Raw genomic sequence first — 18,674 nt, 5'->3', positions numbered from 1 at the left:
TGCCGCAGATGACACCCTGGTCGGCGTCGACAACTACAACAACGTCCTGCTCGGCTTGCAGGGGAATGACACGCTTAGCAGTGGCTGCGGCAATGACACTTATATCTTCGCCAAAGGCAATGGTCAGGATGTCATCTCCGATATCGGCGGCAGCGATACCCTGCTCTTCGGCCAGGACATCTCCGCAAACGACATCTGGCTCCAACGCAACGGCAGTAACCTGGAGCTCACCCTGAGCGACTCCACCGACAAGGTCACCATCAGCAACTGGTATTCCAGCAACTCGAACCACATAGAGACCATCAAGTCCGGTGACGGCAAGACCCTGCTCGACAGCCAGGTGCAGAACCTGGTCAACGCCATGGCGGCCTTCGCACCGCCTGCTGGCGGCAGCTCCAACCTGACGCCCGAGCAGAAGGCGCAGCTGGAGGTGGTGATCGCTGCGAACTGGCAGTAACCGCTGAGTAAACGACAAGGCCCCTTACGGGGCCTTGTTCATTTCCGGGGTTTGGAAATGTGCAGCGCTCCGTCTACCCACTCCCTCACCTGCTCGGCGCTGGGGGCTTGGGGGGCGAAGAGGATGCGGTAGATCATCGGGGCGACCACGGCGTCGACCAGTTGATCGGCGCTGGGGGCCGCTTCGCCGCGGTGGGCGGCGCGGTCGAGGATGAGCTGCAGCTGGCAGCGGACCAGGTCGGCGCATTGACCCGGGTAGTCGCCGGCGAGGTCGGAGACGACGTCGCGGATCAGGGTGCGGCCGAGCTCGGAGCTCATCTCGTCGAGGTATTGCTCGGCCCAGGCGTGGAGGTCGCCGGCGAGGGTGCCGGTGTCCTGGGGTTCGCTGGGGAGCATGCGCTCCAGGGCGACGTCGGCCAGCAGCGCCGAGAGATCACCCCAGCGGCGGTAGATGGTGGACGGCGTGACGCCAGCGCGAGCGGCGATCTGCGGGACGGTGAGGTCGGCGCGGTCGCGCTCGTCGAGCAGTGCGCGCACGGCGGTGTGGATGGATTCCTGCACCCGGGCGCTGCGCCCGCCAGTGCGGCGGTTTTCTTTGATGGCCATGGCGGCGGACCTTATCACAAAGAATTTGCGTTAAGGAATTTCTGCGCGCAGACTGCGCAAACGCAATGTCTTAGCTTTAGTGAGCCCATCATGGTCCAGACCGCCGATACCTGCCTCGACCAGCGTCACACCCGCAGCGGCATCGCCTTGCTGGCGAGCACGCTGCTGAGCTTCCTGGCCGCGTCCAGCGCGCCCACTCCGCTCTACCCGGTGTACCAGGCGCATTGGGCCTTCAGCCCGGCGATGCTGACGCTGGTCTTCGCCATCTATGCCTTCAGCCTGCTGGCGGCGCTGCTCACCCTGGGCAAGCTGTCCGATTACCTGGGCCGGCGGCCGGTGATCCTCGCCGCGCTGTTGCTGGAGATGCTGGCGATGGCGCTGTTCATCGAGGCCGATGGCGTCGCCTGGCTGCTGGCGGCGCGGGTGATGCAGGGCTTCGCCACGGGGATGGCCACCAGCGTACTGGGTGCGGCACTGCTGGATCGCAACCCCGAGCGCGGACCGCTGTTCAACAGCGTGGCGCCGCAACTGGGCATGGCCTGTGGCGCCCTGGGTTGCGGGATGCTGGTGGAGTGGGCGCCCTGGCCCTTGCACCTGGTCTACCTGGTCCTGCTGCTGGTGTTCGCCGCCCAGGCGCTGCTGCTGTGGTGGCTGCCGGAATCCATCTCGCGCCGCCCGGGCGCCCTCGCCTCGCTGCGCCCGACCCTGCGGGTGCCGCCCCAGGCCCGGGGCGCGCTATGGCGCACGCTGCCGGTGAACGTCGCGGTCTGGTCCCTGGGCGGTTTCTACCTGTCCCTCGCGCCGTCGCTGATCCGCGCAGCCACCGGCTCCAACTCGGCGTTGGTGGGTGGGCTGGCGGTGACGGCGCTGACCCTGAGCGGCGCCCTGTCGATCCTGTGGCTGCGCCAGCACACGGCGCAGCAGGTGCTGCGCATCGCCACCGCCCTGCTGCTGGTCGGAGTGAGCGCCATGCTGGTGGCCGTGCAGGCCGGCTGGCTGTGGCTGTTCCTGCTCGCCTCGCTGGTGGCTGGGGGTGGCTTCGGTTCAGGGTTCCTCGGCGCGCTGCGCAGCGTGATGCCGCTGGCCCATGCCCATGAGCGCGCGGGGCTGATGGCCACCTACTACGTGATCAGCTACCTGGCGTTCTGTGTACCGGCGCTGCTGGCGGGTGTGATGGCTCGCCACTTTGGCCTGGTGGCGACCGCAACGGGATTCGCGACGGTCCTGATCGGGTTGACGCTGGTGGCGCTGATTGGGCTGGCGCGCCGGGATCACGCCTGAGCTATCCCTGCCTGTAGCGATCCGACGATTGGATTACACTCGTAATATACAATCGTTTGAATTATGCATATCATCCTAAGCATGCGCCCGTCGTATCGCTCTCTCACCCTGGCGCTCCCGCCGGCTCCGCCCGGCTCTACCACGCAAGGACACGAGATATGCAATCCATCGTCATCGCCGGTTTCGCCCGCTCGCCCTTCCACTTCGCCAAGAAGGGCGGCCTGATCAACATCCGCCCGGACGACCTCGCCGGCCAGGTCGTGAAAGGTCTGGTGGATCGCCTGGACATCGACCCCAACGAGATCGAGGACCTGATCCTCGGCTGCGCCTACCCCGAGGCCGAGCAGGGCATGAACCTGGCACGCATCGTCGGCTTCCTCGCCGGCCTGCCGCAGAGCGTGGCCGGGGCCACGGTGAACCGCTTCTGCGGCTCGTCCATGACCTCCATCCACTTCGCCGCCGGGCAGATCCAGCTCGGCGCCGGTGAGGCCTTCATCTGTGGCGGCGTGGAATCCATGACCCGCGTGCCCATGGGCGGCTTCAACATCTCGCCCAACCCGCGCCTGACCAGTGGCGAGATCCAGGCCTATATCCCCATGGGCCACACCGCCGAGATCGTCGCCGAGCGCTACGCCATCAGCCGCGTGGACCAGGAGGCAATGGCCGTGCAGTCCCACGAGAAGGCCGCCGATGCACGCCTGCGCGGCCTGCTGCAGGACGAGATCCTCACCATCGAGACGCCCGACGGCCCGGTCACCGAAGACGGTTGCATCCGCCCCGGCACCAACGCCGAGGCCCTGGCCCAACTGAAGCCGGCCTTCGGCGGCAGCGTGACCGCTGGCACCGCCTCGCCGCTGACCGATGGCGCGGCGGCGGTGTTCGTCTGCACCGAGGCGTTCGCCCGGCGCTGGAAGCTGGACATCCTCGCCCGCATCAAGGCGGTGGCCGTGGTCGGCTGCGCGCCGGAAGTGATGGGCATGGGCCCGCTGCACGCCACCCGCAAGCTGCTGCAGCGCAGCGGCCTGTCGGTGAACGATATCAACCTGTTCGAGATCAACGAGGCCTTCGCCAGCCAGGCACTGGCCTGCATCCGCGAGCTGGACATCGACATCGCCAAGGTCAACCTCGACGGCGGCGGCATGGCCATCGGGCACCCGCTGGGCGCCACCGGCGCGCGCATCACCGGCAAGGCCGCTTCGCTGCTCAAGCGCACCGGCGGCCGCTACGCCATCGCCACCCAGTGCATCGGTGGCGGCCAGGGCGTGGCCACGCTGCTGGAAAGCGTCGAGTGAGGCACCGGGGAGGTGCGCTTGCACCTCCCCTTCCGTCGGCCACTGGCACTCGCGCGAAGCTGACTGCATACAGGCGCTGAATGTGGAATTACAATCGCCATACTAACGCCCGGAAGTTGAGGCCATTGCCATGCGCTACTCGGAAGACCACAAAGCCGAAACCCACAAACGCATCATCGCCGAAGCCTCCCGCCGCTTTCGCGCGGACGGCATCGACGCCACCGGCCTGCAGCCGCTGATGAAGGCGCTGGGCCTGACCCACGGCGGCTTCTACGCCCACTTCAAATCCAAGGACGCCCTGGTGCAGGAAGCCCTGCGCGCGGCGGCCAACGACGCCAGCGGCCAGTGGGCCAAGGTGCTGGCCAAGCCGGAGCCGCTGAAGACTCTGTTCAAGCGCTACCTGTCGCCGGAACACCGCGACAACCCGGATGCTGGCTGCCCGCTGCCGACCATGTCGTCCGAGTTGGGCCAGCGCGGCCAGGCCAGCCCCATCAGCGACGAGGTGGTGGGTAATATGCTGAAGCTGATCGAAAAGGAAATGGGCGACCCGCAGGAAGCCCTGGCCATGGTCGCCACCATGGTCGGTGCGCTGAGCCTGTCGCGCAGCGTGGCCGACGAAGCGCTGTCGAAGCGTATCCTCGATAGCGCCTGCGCCAACCTGACGGCGCGCCTGGAAGAAAAAAGCGGCAAGGCTTAAGCCTGCCGCTTCGATGTAACGGAGCGGCCGCAAGGGCCGCTCGGCTCACCCCATCCAGCGCCGGAACAGCACGCTGGCATTCACCCCGCCGAAACCGAAGCCGTTGGACAGCGCGTAGTTGATGGTCATCGGCCGTGCCGCGCCGTGGACGATATCCACGCCGACGGCATCCTCGTCCGGTTGTTCCAGATTCAGGGTCGGCGGTGCCACCTGGTCGCGGATGGCCAGCACGGTGAAGATCGCTTCCAGCCCACCGGCAGCGCCAAGCAGGTGCCCGGTAGCGGACTTGGTGGCGGATACGGCCACTCCGCCCTCCTCGCCGAACACCGCCTTGATCGCCGCCAGCTCACCCTTGTCGCCCACCGGGGTGGACGTGGCATGGGCGTTGAGGTGCTGGATCTGCCGCGGCTCGATGCCCGCCTGGGCGATGGCGGTGCGCATGGCGCGCTGGGCGCCGCTGCCATCTTCCGGCCCGGCGGTGAGGTGGTAGGCGTCAGCACTGGTGCCGTAGCCCACCAGCTCGGCGATGGGCGTGGCGCCACGGGCCAGAGCGTGGTCGAGGGATTCGATCACCAGCATCCCGGCGCCTTCGCCCATGACGAAGCCGTCGCGGCGGCTGTCGAAGGGGCGCGAGGCCTGTTCCGGGTGCTCGCTGAAGTCGGTGGACAACGCCCGTGCCGCAGCGAAGCCGGCCAGCGCCACGCGGTCGATGGAGGCTTCGGCGCCGCCGCACAGGGCGATATCCACTTCGCCGGCACGGATCATCCGCGCAGCGTCGCCGATGGCCTGCACGCCCGCCGCGCAGGCGGTCACCGGGGCACCGATGGGGCCCTGGAAGCCATGGCGGATGGACACGTGCCCAGCGGCCAGGTTGACCAGGAAGGACGGGATAGTGAACGGCGACAGGCGCCGTGGGCCGCGGCTGTCGGTGGTGCGCACGGCGTCGGCGATGGCGCCGAAACCGCCAATGCCGGAACCGATCACGGTGGCGGTGCGGGCCTTCTTCTCGTCGCTGTCGGCGACCCAGCCGGATTGCTGCAACGCTTCGTCGGCGGCGGCCAGGGCGAAGAGGATGAAGCGGTCCATCTTCTTCTGCTCCTTCGGCGGCGCGGCGCTGTCGGGGTCGAAGCCGCCTTCGGCGTACTCCTCCCGCGTCGGCACGCTGCCGCCTACCTTGGCGGCGAGGTCGAGCACGGTGGCCTCGGGCAGGGCGCGCACGCCCGAGCGGCCGGCCAGCAGGCGTTGCCAGGCGATCTCCACACCGCAGCCCAGGGGCGAGACCAGCCCCATGCCGGTGACGACGATACGTTGCGAGTTCATCACTTCCCTCCGAGTATCAGGCAGGTCGTGGAGCCGGTGGCATAGAGCTTCCCGTCCACGTCATAGATACGGCCCTCGGCCAGCGCGGTCGAGCGCCCCACATGGATGATCCGCCCCTCCGCCCTCACCGGCCCCGTGTTCACGGTCATGGCCCGCACGTAGCTGATGCGCAGGTCGGTAGTGGTGTAGCCCTGCCCCGGCTTGACGTGCATATGGATGGCGCAGCCCATGCAGGAGTCCAGCAAGGTGGCCGCGTAGCCGCCGTGCACGGTGCCCAATGGATTGTAGTGGCGGGCATCCGGAACGCCCTGGAAAACGAAGCGTTCCTCTGACCATTCGATAGGCACGAAGCCCATCAGTTCACCTATGGGAGGTGACGGCAGATCGCCCCGGCCGATGCCGTCGAAGAACTCGCGCGGGCTCAGTTGCACCACCTCGGACATGCTCAGGGTACCGGGCTTCAGGCGCTCCAGCATGCTGCGCTCCGCTTCCAGCCAGGCCTGCAGTATCTCTTCACGGCTCAACTCGCTCATGGCACCTACCCTCTTGTCCGGCCCGCAGGCCCCATTTGAATTTCGATCATCATATAACGAGCCGCAGGGCCTCGCGCAAGGCCACCCGATGGGCGCCTCGCGCGGGCTGGGTCAGAGCCCCATCTGCTTGCTGATGATCTCGTTCATGATCTCCCGCGAACCGCCGCCGATGGAGAGGATGCGGTTGTCGCGGTAGAGGCGTTCCACCAGGCTTTCGCGCATATAGCCCATGCCGCCGAGCATCTGCACGGCGTCGTAGGTGAGGCGGTCAGCGATGTCGGTGGCGAAGTTCTTGGCCATGGAAATCTCCTTGATCACGCTCTTGCCGGCGGCCATCTTCGCCGCCTGGCGGTAGGTGAACTCGCGGGAGACCTCCAACTGCGTGGCCATCTCGGCCAGGCGGTGCTTGAGCACCTGAAACTTGCCGATGGGCTTGCCGAAGGCCTCGCGCTCGCGGGCCCAGGCCAGGGATTCCTCCAGCGCCAGCTGCGCCGTCATGTTGGCCATGATGGCCAGGGCCAGCCGCTCGGACTGGAAGTTGGCCATGATGCAGGCGAAGCCCATGTTCTCGGCGCCGATCAGGTTGCCCACGGGCACCAGGCAGTCCTCGAAGAACAGCTCGGCGGTGTCGGAGGCCCACCAGCCCATCTTCTTCAGCTTGCGGCCGACGCTGAAGCCGGGAGTGCCCTTCTCGATCAGCAGCAGGCTGACGCCACCGAAGCCATCGCCACCGGTGCGCACCGCCACCGTGTAGTAGTCGGCACGCACGCCGCTGGTGATGAAGGTCTTGCTGCCGTTGACGCGGTAGAAGTCGCCCTCGCGCACGGCGCGGGTCTTGAGGTTGGCGACGTCGGAGCCGCCTGAAGGCTCGGTCACCGCCAGGGCCATGATCTTCTCGCCGGCCAGCACCTGGGGCGCGATGCGCTCGCGCAGCTCGGGGCGACCCCACTTGACCAGCGGCGGCAGGCCGATGTCCAGGGAGCCCAGCCCGGCCACCAGGCCGCCGGAGCCGCTGCGCATCAGTTCCTCGCTGGCTGCCACCTTGGCGAACAGGTCGCCTTCGTGGCTGCCGCCGTACTGCTCCGGGTAGCCGATGCCGAGAATGCCGGCGGCGCCGGCCTTGAGGTAGAGCTCGCGGGGGAATTCTTCGGCCTCCTCCCAGTCGCCGATGTGCGGGAGGATTTCCCGCTCGACGAAGCGGCGCACCGAATCGCGCACCAGTTGATGGGATTCGTCGAAGTATTCCTGGCAAGCGGACATGGCGGAGCTCCCTGAAAAAGTCAGAGAAACTTACCGAGCGCTTGCTTGGTTTTCAAGGCGAGACATGCGCCATCGATCAGGACGTATGCGCCGCACCGAAGCGCTCCCGATAGGCCGAAGGCGGTAGCCCGACGGCGTTGCGGAAGGCCACGCGGAAGCTCTCCACCGAGCGGAAGCCGCACAGCTCGGCGATGCGCTCGCTGCCGTCGACGCCGCTTTCCAGCAGCTCACGGGCACGGGCCAGGCGCTCGTGCTGCAGCCAGGCCTTGGGCGTCATGCCGGTGGCTTCGCTGAAGCGGCGCAGGAAGGTGCGCTCACTCATGGCCACGCGACGTGCCAGCTGGCTCACCTCCAGCGGTTGCTGCAGGTTCTGCCGGGCCCAGTGCATCAACGCCGAGAGGTCGTTGCGCGGCGCCCGGGCCACCGGTGCGGGGATGAACTGCGCCTGGCCGCCGGCGCGCTGGGGCGACATCACCAGGCGTCGCGCCACGGTGTTGGCCACCTGGGTGCCGAAGTCCCGTGCCACCAGGTGCAAGCAGGCGTCGATGCCGGCGGCACTACCCGCCGAGCTGATCAGTTGCCCGGCGTCGACGTAGAGCACCTCGGGGTCCACCTCGACAGCCGGAAAGCGCCGCGCCAGCTCCTCGGCGTAGCGCCAGTGAGTGGTGGCGCGCTGGCCATCCAGCAAGCCGCTGGCGGCGAGGACGAAGACGCCGGAGCAGATGGACACCAGCCGCGCCCCACGCGCATGGGCCTCGCGCAAGGCGGTCAGCAGCCGCTCGGGCGGTGCCTCGGCACGGTCACGCCAGCCGGGGATGACAAGGGTGCGGGCCTCGGCCAGGCGCTCCAGCCCGCCGTCGGCGAGCACCCGGATGCCACCCATGGCGCGCATGGGGCCCTCGTCCAGGCCGACGATGCAGTGGCGGTACCAAGGGAAATCGAACTCGGGTCGGGGCAGGCCGAAGATCTCCACGGCGATGCCGAATTCGAAGGTGCACAGGCCGTCGTAGGCGAGGATGGCCACCAGGCCGGGGTCGTCGTTCATTTGGCGGAAACTTACCAGTCGCTGTCCTGCCCGCCACTGTAGAGCAGGAAAGGTGCTGGATACAGTGGCGCCATCAACCCAACCGATGGAGAACCACCATGCCCAGCCTCATCAGCCAGTTCCCTGCCGCCGCTCCCCATGCGGCCCTGGCCCATTTCACCCAGCGCCTGGCCTTCGAGACCGATTGCTCGGACGTGAACGCCAGCCAGCAGGCCGGCGACGTCGACTACGTGCTGGTCGACGTGCGCGGTGAGACGGCCTTCGCCGCCGGCCATGTGCCAGGCGCGATCAACATCCCTCATCGCCTAATGGACGCCGCGTTCATGGCGGCCTACCCGCGCGACACGCTGTTCGTCGTCTACTGCGCCGGCCCCCATTGCAACGGCGTGCACCGCGCCGCCGTTCGGCTGGCCGGGTTGGGCTTCGCCGTGAAGGAGATGCTCGGCGGCGTCACCGGCTGGCTGGACGAGGGGCTGAGCCTCACCGGGGCGGTAGCGGTCCGCCCCGCTGGCCAGGGCATCCCCTGCGCATGCTGAGTGCGGACATACGCGAGGCGCGGGCCGAGGATGTGCCCGCCCTCCTCCCGCTGATGCGTGAGCTGGCCCGCTTCGAGAACTACCTGGAGGACTTCGCGGTGGACGAGGCGCAGCTGCTGGCCCGCGCATTCGGCCCGCACCCCCAGTGCCGGATAGTCGTGGCCGAGGCGACGGGCAAGTTGCTCGGCTATGCGGTAACGCTGGAGATCGCCTTCACCTACGACCTGCAGCCAACCCTGGTGCTCAAGGAGCTGTTCGTGGCCCCGCCGGCACGCTCGCTCGGCATCGGCGAACGCCTGCTTGCCGCCATCGCGCAATGGGCGCTGACACGCGGTGCGGGGCGGATGAAGTGGGATGTGCTGGCGGGCAACGGTGATGCCGAGCGCTTCTACCAGCGCCTGGGTGGGCGGCCGGACGGCAAGTGGATCGCCTATGGGATGGATGCAGAGGCATTGGCTGCGCTGGCGGACGAACCCACTCCGGCCCCGGGCTGAAGCCCGGGCTACGGCGCGCGTTTACGCAGAGGGACGATCAGAGGCCGATGGGGCGGCGACCGGCCAGAGCGTGGGTCAGGGTGCCGCCGTCCACCAATTCCAGCTCGCCACCCAGGGGCACGCCATGGGCGATGCGCGAGGCCACCAGGCCTTTGGGGGCCAGGAGCTGTGCGATGTAGTGGGCAGTGGCTTCGCCTTCCACCGTGGGGTTGGTGGCGAGGATGACCTCGCTGAAGGCGCCGGCATCCACACGCTCCATCAGCTCGGGAATGCCGATGGCTTCCGGGCCCAGGCCATCGAGGGGCGAGAGGTGGCCCTTGAGCACGAAGAAACGGCCGCGATAACCGGTCTGCTCGACGGCGAACACGTCCAACGGCCCCTCCACCACGCACAACAACGAATCGTCGCGGCGTGGGTCGGCACATTGCGGGCAGAGATCATCCTCGCTGAGGGTGCGGCACTGCTTGCAATGCCCCACACCCTCCATCGCCGAGGTCAGCGCCTGGGCCAGCCGCAGCCCGCCGCTGCGATCACGCTCGAGCATCTGCAACGCCATGCGCTGGGCGGTCTTCTGCCCGACACCGGGCAGGATGCGCAGGGCATCGATCAGTTGGCGGATCAGCGGGCTGAAGCTCATTCAGAAATCTCGGGATTGGGGCTTAAACGGGCTCCGGTGCCCTGCTCTGTTCCGACCTTTACTCCACGCGCTGTCGCCAGGAGCGATCAGACGGTATGCAGTACAAGGCGTGAACGGCTACGGGCACCGGAGTTTACGTCTGTAAATGAGGATGCCCGGGGCCGTTCGCAACGCAGTAATGCGTGCTGGCTGGGCGCTCCCCACTTAGAAGGGCATCTTGAAGCCGGGCGGCAGCTGCATGCCGGCAGTCATGCCGGACATCTTTTCCTGGCTGTTCTGCTCGACCTTGCGCACGGCATCGTTGACGGCGGCGGCGATCAGGTCTTCGAGGATGTCCTTGTCTTCCTGCATCAGGCTGTCGTCCAGGGTGACGCGCTTGACGTCATGGCGACCGGTCATCACCACGCTCACCAGGCCGGCACCGGACTGGCCGGTAACCTCGGCATTGGCCAGCTCTTCCTGCATCTTCTGCATCTTTTCTTGCATCTGTTGGGCCTGTTTCATCAGGCCTGCCATGCCACCCTTCATCATGATGGTTGTCCTCAGCGGTCAAGGGGTTCAATGGTGTCCGGGCGAACGCTCGCACCGAACTGTTCGATCATCTTCTGTACCAGCGGGTCGAGGGAGATGGATTCCTCGGCATCGCGCTGGCGGGCAGCACGCTTGCGGGCGGCGGCCTGGGCAGGGGTTTCCTGCTCGGGCTTGCACACCTCTACTTCCAGCACCAGGGTACGACCGTGATACTGATTCAGCGCGTCGTTGATGCGGCGCTGCTGGGTGGAGTTGAACAGCGCGCTCTGCGCCGGGTCCAGGTGCAGGCGCCAGACGTCGCCCTCCACGGACACCAGGGTGCAGTTGGCAGCGATGTTGCCGGTGAGGCCACTGATGCCCAGGCGCGGGAACAGGTCCAACCACTCGGCGGCAAGCCCCGTGGCGGGCTGCGCGGCGGGCAACACTTCCGGCACGGCAGCGGCTTCAGGTTCGGCGACGGGCAGCTCATCCATGTAGGCGATGGATTCGACGTCCGCCTCGTAATAATCGTCGTAGTCGCCGGGTGGCGGCTCGTCGTCATCCGCATCCGTGGCGACAACCAGCTCCGTGCCCTGGGTTTGCGCAACCACGGGCTCGGCAACGGGCTGCGGCTCAGGAGTGGGCTCGACAACCGGGGCTGGCGCTTCCACGACCGGAGCAGGCGGCTCGACCGCCTCAACCACTACAGCGACTTCAACAATCTCGGCGACTGCGGCCGGCTCGGCGATCTCGGCTGCGGGCTGGGCAGGCGCGACCGGCGTGGCGGGACGCTCTTCCCAGGGCAGGTCGATCACCTCGGCCTGGGCAACAGGCTCGGGCTCGGGCTCGGGAGCAGGCTGGGCGACCTGGGCAGGCTCGGCCAAAGGCTGCCGCGCCACTTCAGCAGCAGGAGCCACTTCAGCCACGCGGGGCGCGACCGGGGCTTCCACCACAGGGGCGGCAACCACCGGCTCGGGTGCAGCCTGCGCCGACACCACGGCCGCCGGGGCAACCACGGACTCGACGGGCGGCTGGGGAGCCGCTACCGGAGCGACAGGGGGTACGGGGGCAACCGGCGCCACGACAGCGCCGGCCACTGGGGTGTTCGAGGAATCAGCCGTGGCCCTGCTGATTCCCGGGTCCTTTAGCGTGACCCTCGGGGCACCGTCGGCATCCGCCGGGCGGAACGCGAGCATGCGCAGCAGCACCATTTCGAAGCCACCACGCGGGTCCGGCGCCAATGGCAGGTCGCGGCGGCCGATCAGGCCCATCTGGTAATAGAACTGCACATCTTCGGCGGGCAACGCTTCGGCCAATGCCAGCACGCGGTCGCGGTCGCCCTGGCCGTTGTCCACCGCATCCGGCAATGCTTGGGCGATGGCCACGCGGTGCAGCACGTTGAGGATTTCGGCGAGCACGCCGCTCCAGTCCGGGCCTTGCTCGGCCAGGTGGCGGATGGCTTCGAGCACGCCACGGGCATCGCCCTGCAGCAGCGCATGGAGCACGCCATAGACCTGGCCGTGGTCGAGGGTGCCGAGCATGGCGCGCACGTCGGCGGCCAGGACCTTGCCCTCACCGAAGGCGATGGCCTGGTCGGTGAGGCTCATGGCGTCGCGCATGGAGCCGTCAGCGGCACGACCCAGCAGCCACAGGGCGTCGGGCTCGAACGGCACGCTTTCGGCACCGAGGACGTGGGTCAGGTGCTCGACCACGCGCTCCGGCGGCATGTTCTTCAGGGAGAACTGCAGGCAGCGCGAGAGGATGGTGACGGGCAGCTTCTGCGGGTCGGTGGTGGCCAGCAGGAACTTGACGTGGGGTGGCGGCTCTTCGAGGGTCTTGAGCAGGGCGTTGAACGAGTGCGTGGAGAGCATGTGCACTTCGTCGATCAGGTAGACCTTGTAGCGGCCACGGCTCGGCGCGTACTGCACGTTGTCCAGCAGTTCGCGGGTGTCTTCGACCTTGGTGCGGCTCGCGGCGTCCACCTCGATCAGGTCGACGAAGCGGCCCTCGTCGATCTCGCGGCACACCGAGCATTGGCCACAAGGCGTGGAGCTGATGCCGGTTTCGCAGTTCAGGCACTTGGCGAGGATGCGCGCGATGGTGGTCTTGCCCACGCCACGGGTGCCGGTGAACAGGTAGGCGTGGTGCAGGCGCTGGTTGTCCAGCGCGTTGATCAGAGCCTTCAGCACATGGGTCTGGCCGACCATTTCGCGGAACGAGCGCGGACGCCATTTACGTGCAAGAACCTGATAACTCATTGAAAACCGTCGCAGCTGGGGAATCGGAAGGGGCTAATGCTAGCGGAGCAAACCGCAAATTGCATCCGATGCGAAGTGCTCTATGTTCAACAGGTGTGACACGGGGCATTGTGGATGCCTCGCCATACCCGTTCGAGGGTGCTCGATGCGTTCAACGCTGCTCCTTCTGTTGCTGATCACCAGTGCGCTGGCTCGCGCCGAAACGGCTCCCCTGCGCTTCTCCGCGGTGGACAGCTGGGCCATGCCGGTGGCGCAGATCGAGAGCAACGAGCTGACCGGCGGCATCATCTTCGACATCATCCAGGGCCTGGCCCGGCAACTCGGGCGCGAGGCGCAGATCAACGTGCTGCCCCGCACCCGCGTGCAGTTGGCCCTGGAGCATGGCGATGTCGACGTCCGCTGCTACGTGAGCCCCAACTGGATGGGCGACCTGGGCGTGAATTACCTGTGGAGCGAGCCGATCCTGGTGCAGCGCGACCTGCTGGTGAGCGCCCCCGACAACGCAGCCCCCGTCGACCCGCAACGCCTGCCGGCGCAGAGCGTGGGCACCGTACTGGGCTATTCCTATCCAGGCCTGCAGGAGCGGTTCGATGACGGCACCCTGCAACGAGACGAGGCCCGCAACCAGGGCCTGGTGCTGCAGAAACTCGGTGCAGGGCGCTACCGCTACGCGGTCAGCAGCGAACTGGCGCTGAAATGGTTCAACCGCGGCATGCCGGCGAGCGAACGCCTGGCGGCGGTGGCGGTACTGGAGGAAGAGCCCGTGGCCTGCCTGGTGCGCAATGCACCGGAGATACCGGCGAGCGGGATCGTGCGTGCACTGGCGCGCATGCGGACGTCGGGAGAGATAGAGAGAATCGTGTCGCGCTACCGGTGAATTGCAGCGCTGGGAGATGGGGGTGACCCTACCAGCCACACCCCGGCACACAATGTTCCCGCTGTGGCTGCTTCCTTCCGGATCTGACCAGGTTGACGGGTAATCGTTGCGGGGGGACCGGCAGGGCCACCATAACGCAGCTCGCCAGATCGGCGAGCCGCGCCATTGTACCGGCTCTTCGCCAACTTACAACTGCTAAAAACATTTCCGTTACAAGCACTTGCGACTCATACCCGAAAGCGCCCGACCAGCTTGGCGAGGCCGCTGGAAAGCTCGGAGAGATGACGGCTCGCCTGGGTGCTCTGGTCGGAGGTTTGTGCCGCTTCGGTTGAGAGATCGCGGATGTCGCTGATGTTGCGGGCGATCTCTTCGGTGACGCTGCTTTGCTCTTCGCAGGCGGTGGCGATCTGCGCGGCCATGTCGTTGATGCGCTGCACCGAATCGCCGGTGTCCGTCAGCGCCTGGTCGACGCCAGCGGCGCGCTCCACGCTGTCACGGGCCTGGGCGCTGCCCGAGTGCATGGCGCGCACGGCATTCTGCACGCCCACCTGCAGGCGCTCGATCATCTGCTGGATGTCCTTGGTGGATTCCTGGGTGCGTGCGGCCAGGGCACGCACCTCGTCGGCCACCACCGCGAAGCCCCTGCCCTGCTCGCCCGCCCGTGCCGCTTCGATGGCGGCGTTGAGCGCCAGCAGGTTGGTCTGGTCGGCGATGCCCTTGATCACCGCCAGCACGGCGCCGATGTTGGCGGTCTCCTGCTCCAGGGTGCCGATGGTGGTGGAAGCGCTTTCCACCTCTTGGGCCAACTGGCGAATGGCCTTGATGGTGGCGCCCACCACCTGCGCGCCCTCGCGGGATTGCACCTCGGCGAAGCGCGCGGCATCGGCGGCATTCTGGGCGTTGCGGGCCACCTCATGAACGGCGGCGCTCATTTCGGTGGCAGCGGTGCTGACCTGGTCGACCGCCGCGTGCTCGCTGCTGATCAGCCGATCGTTGGCCGCGGCCAGGCCGGCCAGGTTCTGCGCCGAGTCGGCGACCTCGCCGGTCACCCGCCCGACCTCCTTGATCAGCGGCTGCAGCTTGTCGAGGAAGCGGTTGAAGGCGTGACTGAGCTTGCCCAGCTCGTCCCGCGAGGTGACATCGAGGCGCACACGCAGGTCGCCGTCGCCATCGGCGATCTGCTCGATACGCTCCAGCAAGCGATGCAGGGGCCGGGTGACCAGGGTGGGGAAACCGAGCACCAGCACCAGGCAGATGGCCAGGCCGATGATGATGATCACCCCCTGCTGCCAGCTGCGCGTCTCGCCAATGGCAATCGCCCGCTGCCCCTCGGCATTGGCTGCGTTGTCCTCGAGCTCGCCGAGCTTGTCGATGGCATCGCGCATGTTCTGGAACTGGCTTTCGCTGTCACCGAAGCTGAGGACGCTGGCGGCCTCCGGGTCGGAAGTCGCGAGCTGGACCACTTTCAGGGAGGTGACCTTCCATTGCTCGAAGCCACTGTCGAACTGGGCCACCAGTTGCCGCGCCTCGGCACTGGCGCCCATCTCCGCGTACTTGTGCACGCGGTCATAGGCCTGCTGCAGGTTCTCCGCATGGTCGGCCTTGAGCTGTTCGATGTGGGTACCCGCCCCCTCGTCCAGCAGGCTGCGCTCGGCCGTGAAGGCCTGGTAGAGATCGCGGTCGGCATTGAGCAGCAGGCTGATGGCGGGCAGGTAGCGATTGGTCAGCTGCTTGCTGGAATCGGCCACCTGGGACACCCCCTGCATGCCCAGGCCACCCATCAGCACCAGGAGCACCACCAGGAGCAGGATGGGCAGGGCGATCTTCCAACGAAACCCCAGGTCGGCAAAGGCACGTAGCATGGCGACTCTCCGCAATGTCATAGCGATGTAACAGCAAGCGTAGACCGCCCATCACCGCCTGTCGGGCCTCTGCGAAAAGGCCGTGGCGACGAACAGAAACACTTGGTGGCAGGAGTGCCCCGGCTTTTATGCTAGCGTGCCGCCCGCTTCGCCAATGGCACCTGGCGCCATCGCACTTTCAGCGCGAGCGCGGGTCTGAACCCGCGCTGCATCGCCAACCCGAACGCAAGCCGAATCCCACATCCACTGGAGCTACACCCATGGCAATCACCAAAGACCAACTGATCGCAGACATCGCCGAAGCCACCGACACCACCAAGGCCTCCGTGCGTGCCGTGCTGGAACAGCTGAGCGAAATCGTCAGCGATACGCTGGAAAACAGTGATGAGATCACCCTGCCGGGCATCGGCAAGCTGAAGATCACCGAGCGCCCTGCCCGCACCGGCCGCAACCCGCAGACCGGCAAGAGCATCGACATCGCGGCCAAGAAGGTCGTCAAGTTCGTGCCGGCCAAAGGCCTCAGCGACGCCGTGAACAAGTAAGCGACAACGCAATAAAAAAGGCCGGGCTAATGCCCGGCCTTTTCATCTGTGCCTGCGGTCATGCCCCGCGCTCGCAGGGCCTTACCGGGTCAGAGCGAAACGCCCATCCCCTTAAGCTCGGCGAGGAAGGCCTCTTCGTCCAGCACGCGCACGCCCAGCTCGGTGGCCTTGGCCAGCTTGGAGCCGGCACCGGGGCCCGCCACCACGCAGTGGGTACGGGCCGAGACCGAGCCCGCCACCTTGGCGCCGAGGGCTTCCAGTTTCTCCTTGGCCACATCGCGGCTCATCACTTCCAGGGTGCCGGTCAGCACCCAGGTCTGCCCGGCCAGGGGCAGGCCTTCGACGGCTTTCTTCTCGCTTTCCCAGTGCATGCCGAAGTCGCGTAGCTGCGCTTCGATCAGCGCGGCACGCTCGGCGTTGGCGGGCAGGTCGAAGAAATCGCGCAGGGACTTGGCCGCCTTCTCGTTGAGGCGTTCCACCTGGCGCAGGTCCAGCCAGTCGGCCTTGATCACGCCTTCCAGGCTGCCGAACTTCACTGCCAGCTTCTCTGCACCGGTGGCAGCGATGAAGGGAATGTTGAGCTTGTCGATGAAGCCCGCCAGGGTCGCGCAGGCGGCGAACTCGGGGCTGAGGTCGCCCTCCTCCTGCAGCACCACGCCACGGGCCAGCAGGTCGTCGATGACCTGGAGGTTGTGGGCATCGCTGAAGAAGTTGTGGATCTCGAAGGCGACCTCCAGGCCCACGTCCGGCAGGTAGGTCAGCACCTCGGGCAGCGCCTGGCGGATGCGCGCCAGGGAGCCGAGCGCGCGGGCCAGCAGCTTGGCGGTCTCCTCGCCCACATCGGGGATGCCCAGCGCATAGATGAAGCGCGCCAGGGTCGGCCTGGCGCTGTCCTGGATCGCCGCCAGCAGGTTGCGGGTCGACAGGTCGGCGAAGCCTTCCAGCGCCACCACCTGCTCGTAGGTCAGGGTGAACAGGTCCGCCGGCGAGGCCACCAGCCCGGTGTCCACCAGCTGCTCGACGATCTTGTCGCCCAGGCCTTCGATATCCAGCGCACGGCGGGATGCGAAGTGGATGATCGCCTGCTTCAGCTGGGCACCACAGGCCAGGCGACCGACGCAGCGGTAGACCGAGCCTTCGCTGGTGGTTTCCTTGCCCTTGGCGCGCTTGACCAGCTGGGTGCGCTCGACAGCCGAGCCGCACACCGGGCACTGCTCGGGGACATGCACCTCGCGGGCGTCTGCAGGGCGGCGCTCGGTGACCACCTGCATCACCTGGGGGATCACGTCGCCGGCGCGGCGGATGATCACCGTGTCGCCGATCATCAGGCCCAGGCGCGCGACCTCGTCCATGTTGTGCAGGGTGGCGTTAGCCACGGTGACGCCGGCCACCTTGACCGGCTTCAGCCGCGCCACCGGGGTGACGGCACCGGTGCGGCCGACCTGGAATTCCACGTCCAGCAGCTCGGTGAGCTCCTCCTGGGCGGGGAACTTGTGGGCCAGCGCCCAGTGCGGGGTGCGCGCGCGGAAGCCCAGTTGCTGCTGGTCTTCGATGTTGTTGACCTTGAACACCACGCCGTCGATGTCATAGGCCAGGTCCATGCGCCGCTCGCCGATGTCGTGGTAGTAGGCCAGGCAGGCTTCGACGCCCTTGGCCAGTTTCAATTCACGGCTGATGGGCACGCCCCAGCCCTTGAGCTTCTCCAGCATGCCGACCTGGGTGGCCGGCAGTTCGCCACTGACCTGGCCGATGCCGTAGCAGCAGAACTCCAGGGGGCGGCTGGCGGTGATGCGCGGATCCAGCTGACGCAGGCTGCCGGCCGCAGCGTTGCGCGGGTTGGCGAAGGTCTTGCCGCCGCTTTCCGCCTGGCGCGCATTGAGCTCCTCGAAGCCGGCCTTGGGCATGTACACCTCGCCGCGCACTTCGAGCACGGCGGGCCAGCCCTCGCCCTTGAGCTTCAGCGGCACGTTGCGGATGGTGCGCACGTTGGCGCTGATGTCTTCGCCGGTGCTGCCGTCGCCACGGGTGGCACCGCGCACCAGTTGGCCGTCGCGGTACAGCAGGCTGACCGCCAGGCCGTCGAGCTTGGGCTCGCAGCTGTACTCCACCTCGGCACCGCCACCGAACAGGTCGCCGGAAGAGAGCCCCAGGCCGCTCTGCACGCTGCGGTCGAAGGCGCGCAGGTCTTCCTCCTCGAAGGCGTTGCCCAGACTGAGCATGGGCACCTCGTGGCGCACTTCACCGAAGGCGCTCAGGGCCTCGCCGCCCACGCGCTGGGTCGGCGACTCCGGCGTCACCAGCTCCGGATGCTCGGCCTCCAGGGCCTGCAGCTCGCGGAACAGGCGGTCGTACTCGGCATCGGGAACGCTGGGTTCGTCCAGCACGTAGTAGCGGTAGTTGTGCTCATCCAGTTCGGCACGCAATTGGTGGATGCGCTGGGCGGCGGTCTGGGCGTCGGTCATGATTCG

General features: G+C 67.2%; 18 protein-coding genes, 1 other RNA gene and 1 pseudogene. 8 read left to right on the top strand and 12 right to left on the bottom strand.

All coding sequences use genetic code 11. From position 1 onward, the window contains the following. The coding region (locus OEJ36_RS14785; RefSeq protein WP_263402120.1) for a calcium-binding protein at positions 1–457 on the top strand (457 nt) is incomplete at its 5' end. Between the two features lie 38 nt (positions 458–495). On the opposite strand, the gene OEJ36_RS14780 is transcribed toward OEJ36_RS14785, so the two are convergent. Beyond that, positions 496–1,062 carry a TetR/AcrR family transcriptional regulator gene (locus tag OEJ36_RS14780; RefSeq protein WP_021222139.1) on the bottom strand — a complete coding sequence of 189 codons (567 nt, stop codon included), beginning with the start codon at positions 1,060–1,062 and terminating at the stop codon, positions 496–498. Between the two features lie 90 nt (positions 1,063–1,152). On the opposite strand from OEJ36_RS14780, the gene OEJ36_RS14775 reads away from it, so the two are divergent. From OEJ36_RS14775 to OEJ36_RS14765, 3 genes are all read left to right on the top strand, one after another. Then, positions 1,153–2,343, top strand: coding sequence for an MFS transporter (locus tag OEJ36_RS14775; protein WP_263402119.1), 1,191 nt, complete (start codon positions 1,153–1,155; stop codon positions 2,341–2,343). 158 nt (positions 2,344–2,501) lie between these two features. Beyond that, entirely contained in the window at positions 2,502–3,635 is a 1,134-nt protein-coding gene (locus OEJ36_RS14770; RefSeq protein WP_263402118.1) for a thiolase family protein, read from the top strand. A gap of 130 nt (positions 3,636–3,765) precedes the next feature. Next, the gene (locus OEJ36_RS14765) at positions 3,766–4,332 is read left to right on the top strand and encodes a TetR/AcrR family transcriptional regulator (protein ID WP_263402117.1); all 567 of its coding nucleotides are present in this window, start codon (positions 3,766–3,768) and stop codon (positions 4,330–4,332) included. 45 nt (positions 4,333–4,377) lie between these two features. On the opposite strand, the gene fabF is transcribed toward OEJ36_RS14765, so the two are convergent. The 4 genes from fabF to ftrA all read right to left on the bottom strand — a co-directional run bounded on the left by fabF (position 4,378) and on the right by ftrA (position 8,490). Beyond that, entirely contained in the window at positions 4,378–5,652 is a 1,275-nt protein-coding gene (gene fabF, locus OEJ36_RS14760; RefSeq protein ID WP_263402116.1) for a beta-ketoacyl-ACP synthase II, read from the bottom strand. Further along, complete coding sequence (locus tag OEJ36_RS14755; protein WP_263402115.1) at positions 5,652–6,185, bottom strand: PaaI family thioesterase; 534 nt, start codon at positions 6,183–6,185, stop codon at positions 5,652–5,654. The genes fabF and OEJ36_RS14755 overlap by 1 nt, the downstream gene beginning before the upstream one ends. Positions 6,186–6,296: 111 nt before the next feature. Continuing rightward, on the bottom strand, positions 6,297–7,445 hold the full coding sequence (locus OEJ36_RS14750; RefSeq protein WP_263402114.1) for an acyl-CoA dehydrogenase family protein: 1,149 nt from the start codon (positions 7,443–7,445) through the stop codon (positions 6,297–6,299). Between the two features lie 76 nt (positions 7,446–7,521). Next, the gene (gene ftrA / locus OEJ36_RS14745; protein ID WP_263402113.1) at positions 7,522–8,490 is read right to left on the bottom strand and encodes a transcriptional regulator FtrA; all 969 of its coding nucleotides are present in this window, start codon (positions 8,488–8,490) and stop codon (positions 7,522–7,524) included. A 98-nt stretch (positions 8,491–8,588) separates the two neighbouring features. Here ftrA and OEJ36_RS14740 point away from each other — a divergent pair, with 98 nt between their 5' ends. Both OEJ36_RS14740 and OEJ36_RS14735 read left to right on the top strand, forming a co-directional pair. Further along, positions 8,589–9,026: a rhodanese-like domain-containing protein gene (locus tag OEJ36_RS14740; RefSeq protein ID WP_263402112.1), complete on the top strand. Its 438-nt coding sequence runs from the start codon at positions 8,589–8,591 to the stop codon at positions 9,024–9,026. After that, positions 9,020–9,520 carry a GNAT family N-acetyltransferase gene (locus OEJ36_RS14735; RefSeq protein ID WP_263402111.1) on the top strand — a complete coding sequence of 167 codons (501 nt, stop codon included), beginning with the start codon at positions 9,020–9,022 and terminating at the stop codon, positions 9,518–9,520. The genes OEJ36_RS14740 and OEJ36_RS14735 overlap by 7 nt, the downstream gene beginning before the upstream one ends. A gap of 37 nt (positions 9,521–9,557) precedes the next feature. On the opposite strand, the gene recR is transcribed toward OEJ36_RS14735, so the two are convergent. From recR to dnaX, 3 genes are all read right to left on the bottom strand, one after another. Then, the gene (gene recR, locus OEJ36_RS14730; RefSeq protein WP_021222149.1) at positions 9,558–10,157 is read right to left on the bottom strand and encodes a recombination mediator RecR; all 600 of its coding nucleotides are present in this window, start codon (positions 10,155–10,157) and stop codon (positions 9,558–9,560) included. A 204-nt stretch (positions 10,158–10,361) separates the two neighbouring features. Further along, positions 10,362–10,688 carry a YbaB/EbfC family nucleoid-associated protein gene (locus OEJ36_RS14725; protein ID WP_021222150.1) on the bottom strand — a complete coding sequence of 109 codons (327 nt, stop codon included), beginning with the start codon at positions 10,686–10,688 and terminating at the stop codon, positions 10,362–10,364. An 11-nt stretch (positions 10,689–10,699) separates the two neighbouring features. Continuing rightward, entirely contained in the window at positions 10,700–12,925 is a 2,226-nt protein-coding gene (dnaX, locus tag OEJ36_RS14720) for a DNA polymerase III subunit gamma/tau (RefSeq protein WP_263402110.1), read from the bottom strand. A 145-nt stretch (positions 12,926–13,070) separates the two neighbouring features. Between dnaX and OEJ36_RS14715 the strand changes: the two genes are divergently transcribed. Continuing rightward, positions 13,071–13,802 (top strand): substrate-binding periplasmic protein, encoded by a 732-nt coding sequence (locus tag OEJ36_RS14715; protein ID WP_263402109.1) that lies wholly within the window; start codon positions 13,071–13,073, stop codon positions 13,800–13,802. Between the two features lie 26 nt (positions 13,803–13,828). Here the strand turns inward: OEJ36_RS14715 and ffs are convergent. The 3 genes and pseudogenes from ffs to OEJ36_RS30655 form a co-directional block, all read right to left on the bottom strand. Beyond that, positions 13,829–13,925: signal recognition particle sRNA small type (gene ffs / locus OEJ36_RS14710), an RNA gene on the bottom strand. 104 nt (positions 13,926–14,029) lie between these two features. Continuing rightward, positions 14,030–14,851 (bottom strand): methyl-accepting chemotaxis protein, encoded by an 822-nt coding sequence (locus tag OEJ36_RS30660; RefSeq protein WP_411861013.1) that lies wholly within the window; start codon positions 14,849–14,851, stop codon positions 14,030–14,032. A 36-nt stretch (positions 14,852–14,887) separates the two neighbouring features. Continuing rightward, positions 14,888–15,664, bottom strand: a pseudogene (locus OEJ36_RS30655) (MCP four helix bundle domain-containing protein); the annotation flags it as partial. A gap of 260 nt (positions 15,665–15,924) precedes the next feature. On the opposite strand from OEJ36_RS30655, the gene OEJ36_RS14700 reads away from it, so the two are divergent. Then, entirely contained in the window at positions 15,925–16,206 is a 282-nt protein-coding gene (locus tag OEJ36_RS14700; RefSeq protein ID WP_021222154.1) for an HU family DNA-binding protein, read from the top strand. 89 nt (positions 16,207–16,295) lie between these two features. Here OEJ36_RS14700 and ligA read toward each other — a convergent pair whose 3' ends face one another. Continuing rightward, positions 16,296–18,668, bottom strand: a complete 2,373-nt coding sequence (gene ligA, locus OEJ36_RS14695; protein WP_263402107.1) for an NAD-dependent DNA ligase LigA — start codon at positions 18,666–18,668, stop codon at positions 16,296–16,298. Positions 18,669–18,674 lie beyond the last annotated feature (6 nt).

This window comes from Pseudomonas sp. PDM13, from assembly GCF_025685765.1.
In the GTDB taxonomy this organism is placed as follows: Bacteria; Pseudomonadota; Gammaproteobacteria; order Pseudomonadales; family Pseudomonadaceae; genus Metapseudomonas; species Metapseudomonas solani.
The sequence above is the reverse complement of the archived record's forward strand: the minus strand, read 5'-3'. Positions and strand labels throughout refer to the sequence as shown.

Coding starts and splice junctions, on each gene's coding strand:
- OEJ36_RS14775 (WP_263402119.1), top strand. CDS start 1,153: ATGGTCCAGACCGCCGATACCTGCCTCGACCAGCGTCACACCCGCAGC.
- OEJ36_RS14725 (WP_021222150.1), bottom strand. CDS start 10,688: ATGATGAAGGGTGGCATGGCAGGCCTGATGAAACAGGCCCAACAGATG.
- ftrA (WP_263402113.1), bottom strand. CDS start 8,490: ATGAACGACGACCCCGGCCTGGTGGCCATCCTCGCCTACGACGGCCTG.
- fabF (WP_263402116.1), bottom strand. CDS start 5,652: ATGAACTCGCAACGTATCGTCGTCACCGGCATGGGGCTGGTCTCGCCC.
- OEJ36_RS14740 (WP_263402112.1), top strand. CDS start 8,589: ATGCCCAGCCTCATCAGCCAGTTCCCTGCCGCCGCTCCCCATGCGGCC.
- ligA (WP_263402107.1), bottom strand. CDS start 18,668: ATGACCGACGCCCAGACCGCCGCCCAGCGCATCCACCAATTGCGTGCC.
- OEJ36_RS14715 (WP_263402109.1), top strand. CDS start 13,071: ATGCGTTCAACGCTGCTCCTTCTGTTGCTGATCACCAGTGCGCTGGCT.
- dnaX (WP_263402110.1), bottom strand. CDS start 12,925: ATGAGTTATCAGGTTCTTGCACGTAAATGGCGTCCGCGCTCGTTCCGC.
- OEJ36_RS14765 (WP_263402117.1), top strand. CDS start 3,766: ATGCGCTACTCGGAAGACCACAAAGCCGAAACCCACAAACGCATCATC.
- OEJ36_RS14700 (WP_021222154.1), top strand. CDS start 15,925: ATGGCAATCACCAAAGACCAACTGATCGCAGACATCGCCGAAGCCACC.
- OEJ36_RS14780 (WP_021222139.1), bottom strand. CDS start 1,062: ATGGCCATCAAAGAAAACCGCCGCACTGGCGGGCGCAGCGCCCGGGTG.
- OEJ36_RS14770 (WP_263402118.1), top strand. CDS start 2,502: ATGCAATCCATCGTCATCGCCGGTTTCGCCCGCTCGCCCTTCCACTTC.
- recR (WP_021222149.1), bottom strand. CDS start 10,157: ATGAGCTTCAGCCCGCTGATCCGCCAACTGATCGATGCCCTGCGCATC.
- OEJ36_RS14755 (WP_263402115.1), bottom strand. CDS start 6,185: ATGAGCGAGTTGAGCCGTGAAGAGATACTGCAGGCCTGGCTGGAAGCG.
- OEJ36_RS14750 (WP_263402114.1), bottom strand. CDS start 7,445: ATGTCCGCTTGCCAGGAATACTTCGACGAATCCCATCAACTGGTGCGC.
- OEJ36_RS14735 (WP_263402111.1), top strand. CDS start 9,020: ATGCTGAGTGCGGACATACGCGAGGCGCGGGCCGAGGATGTGCCCGCC.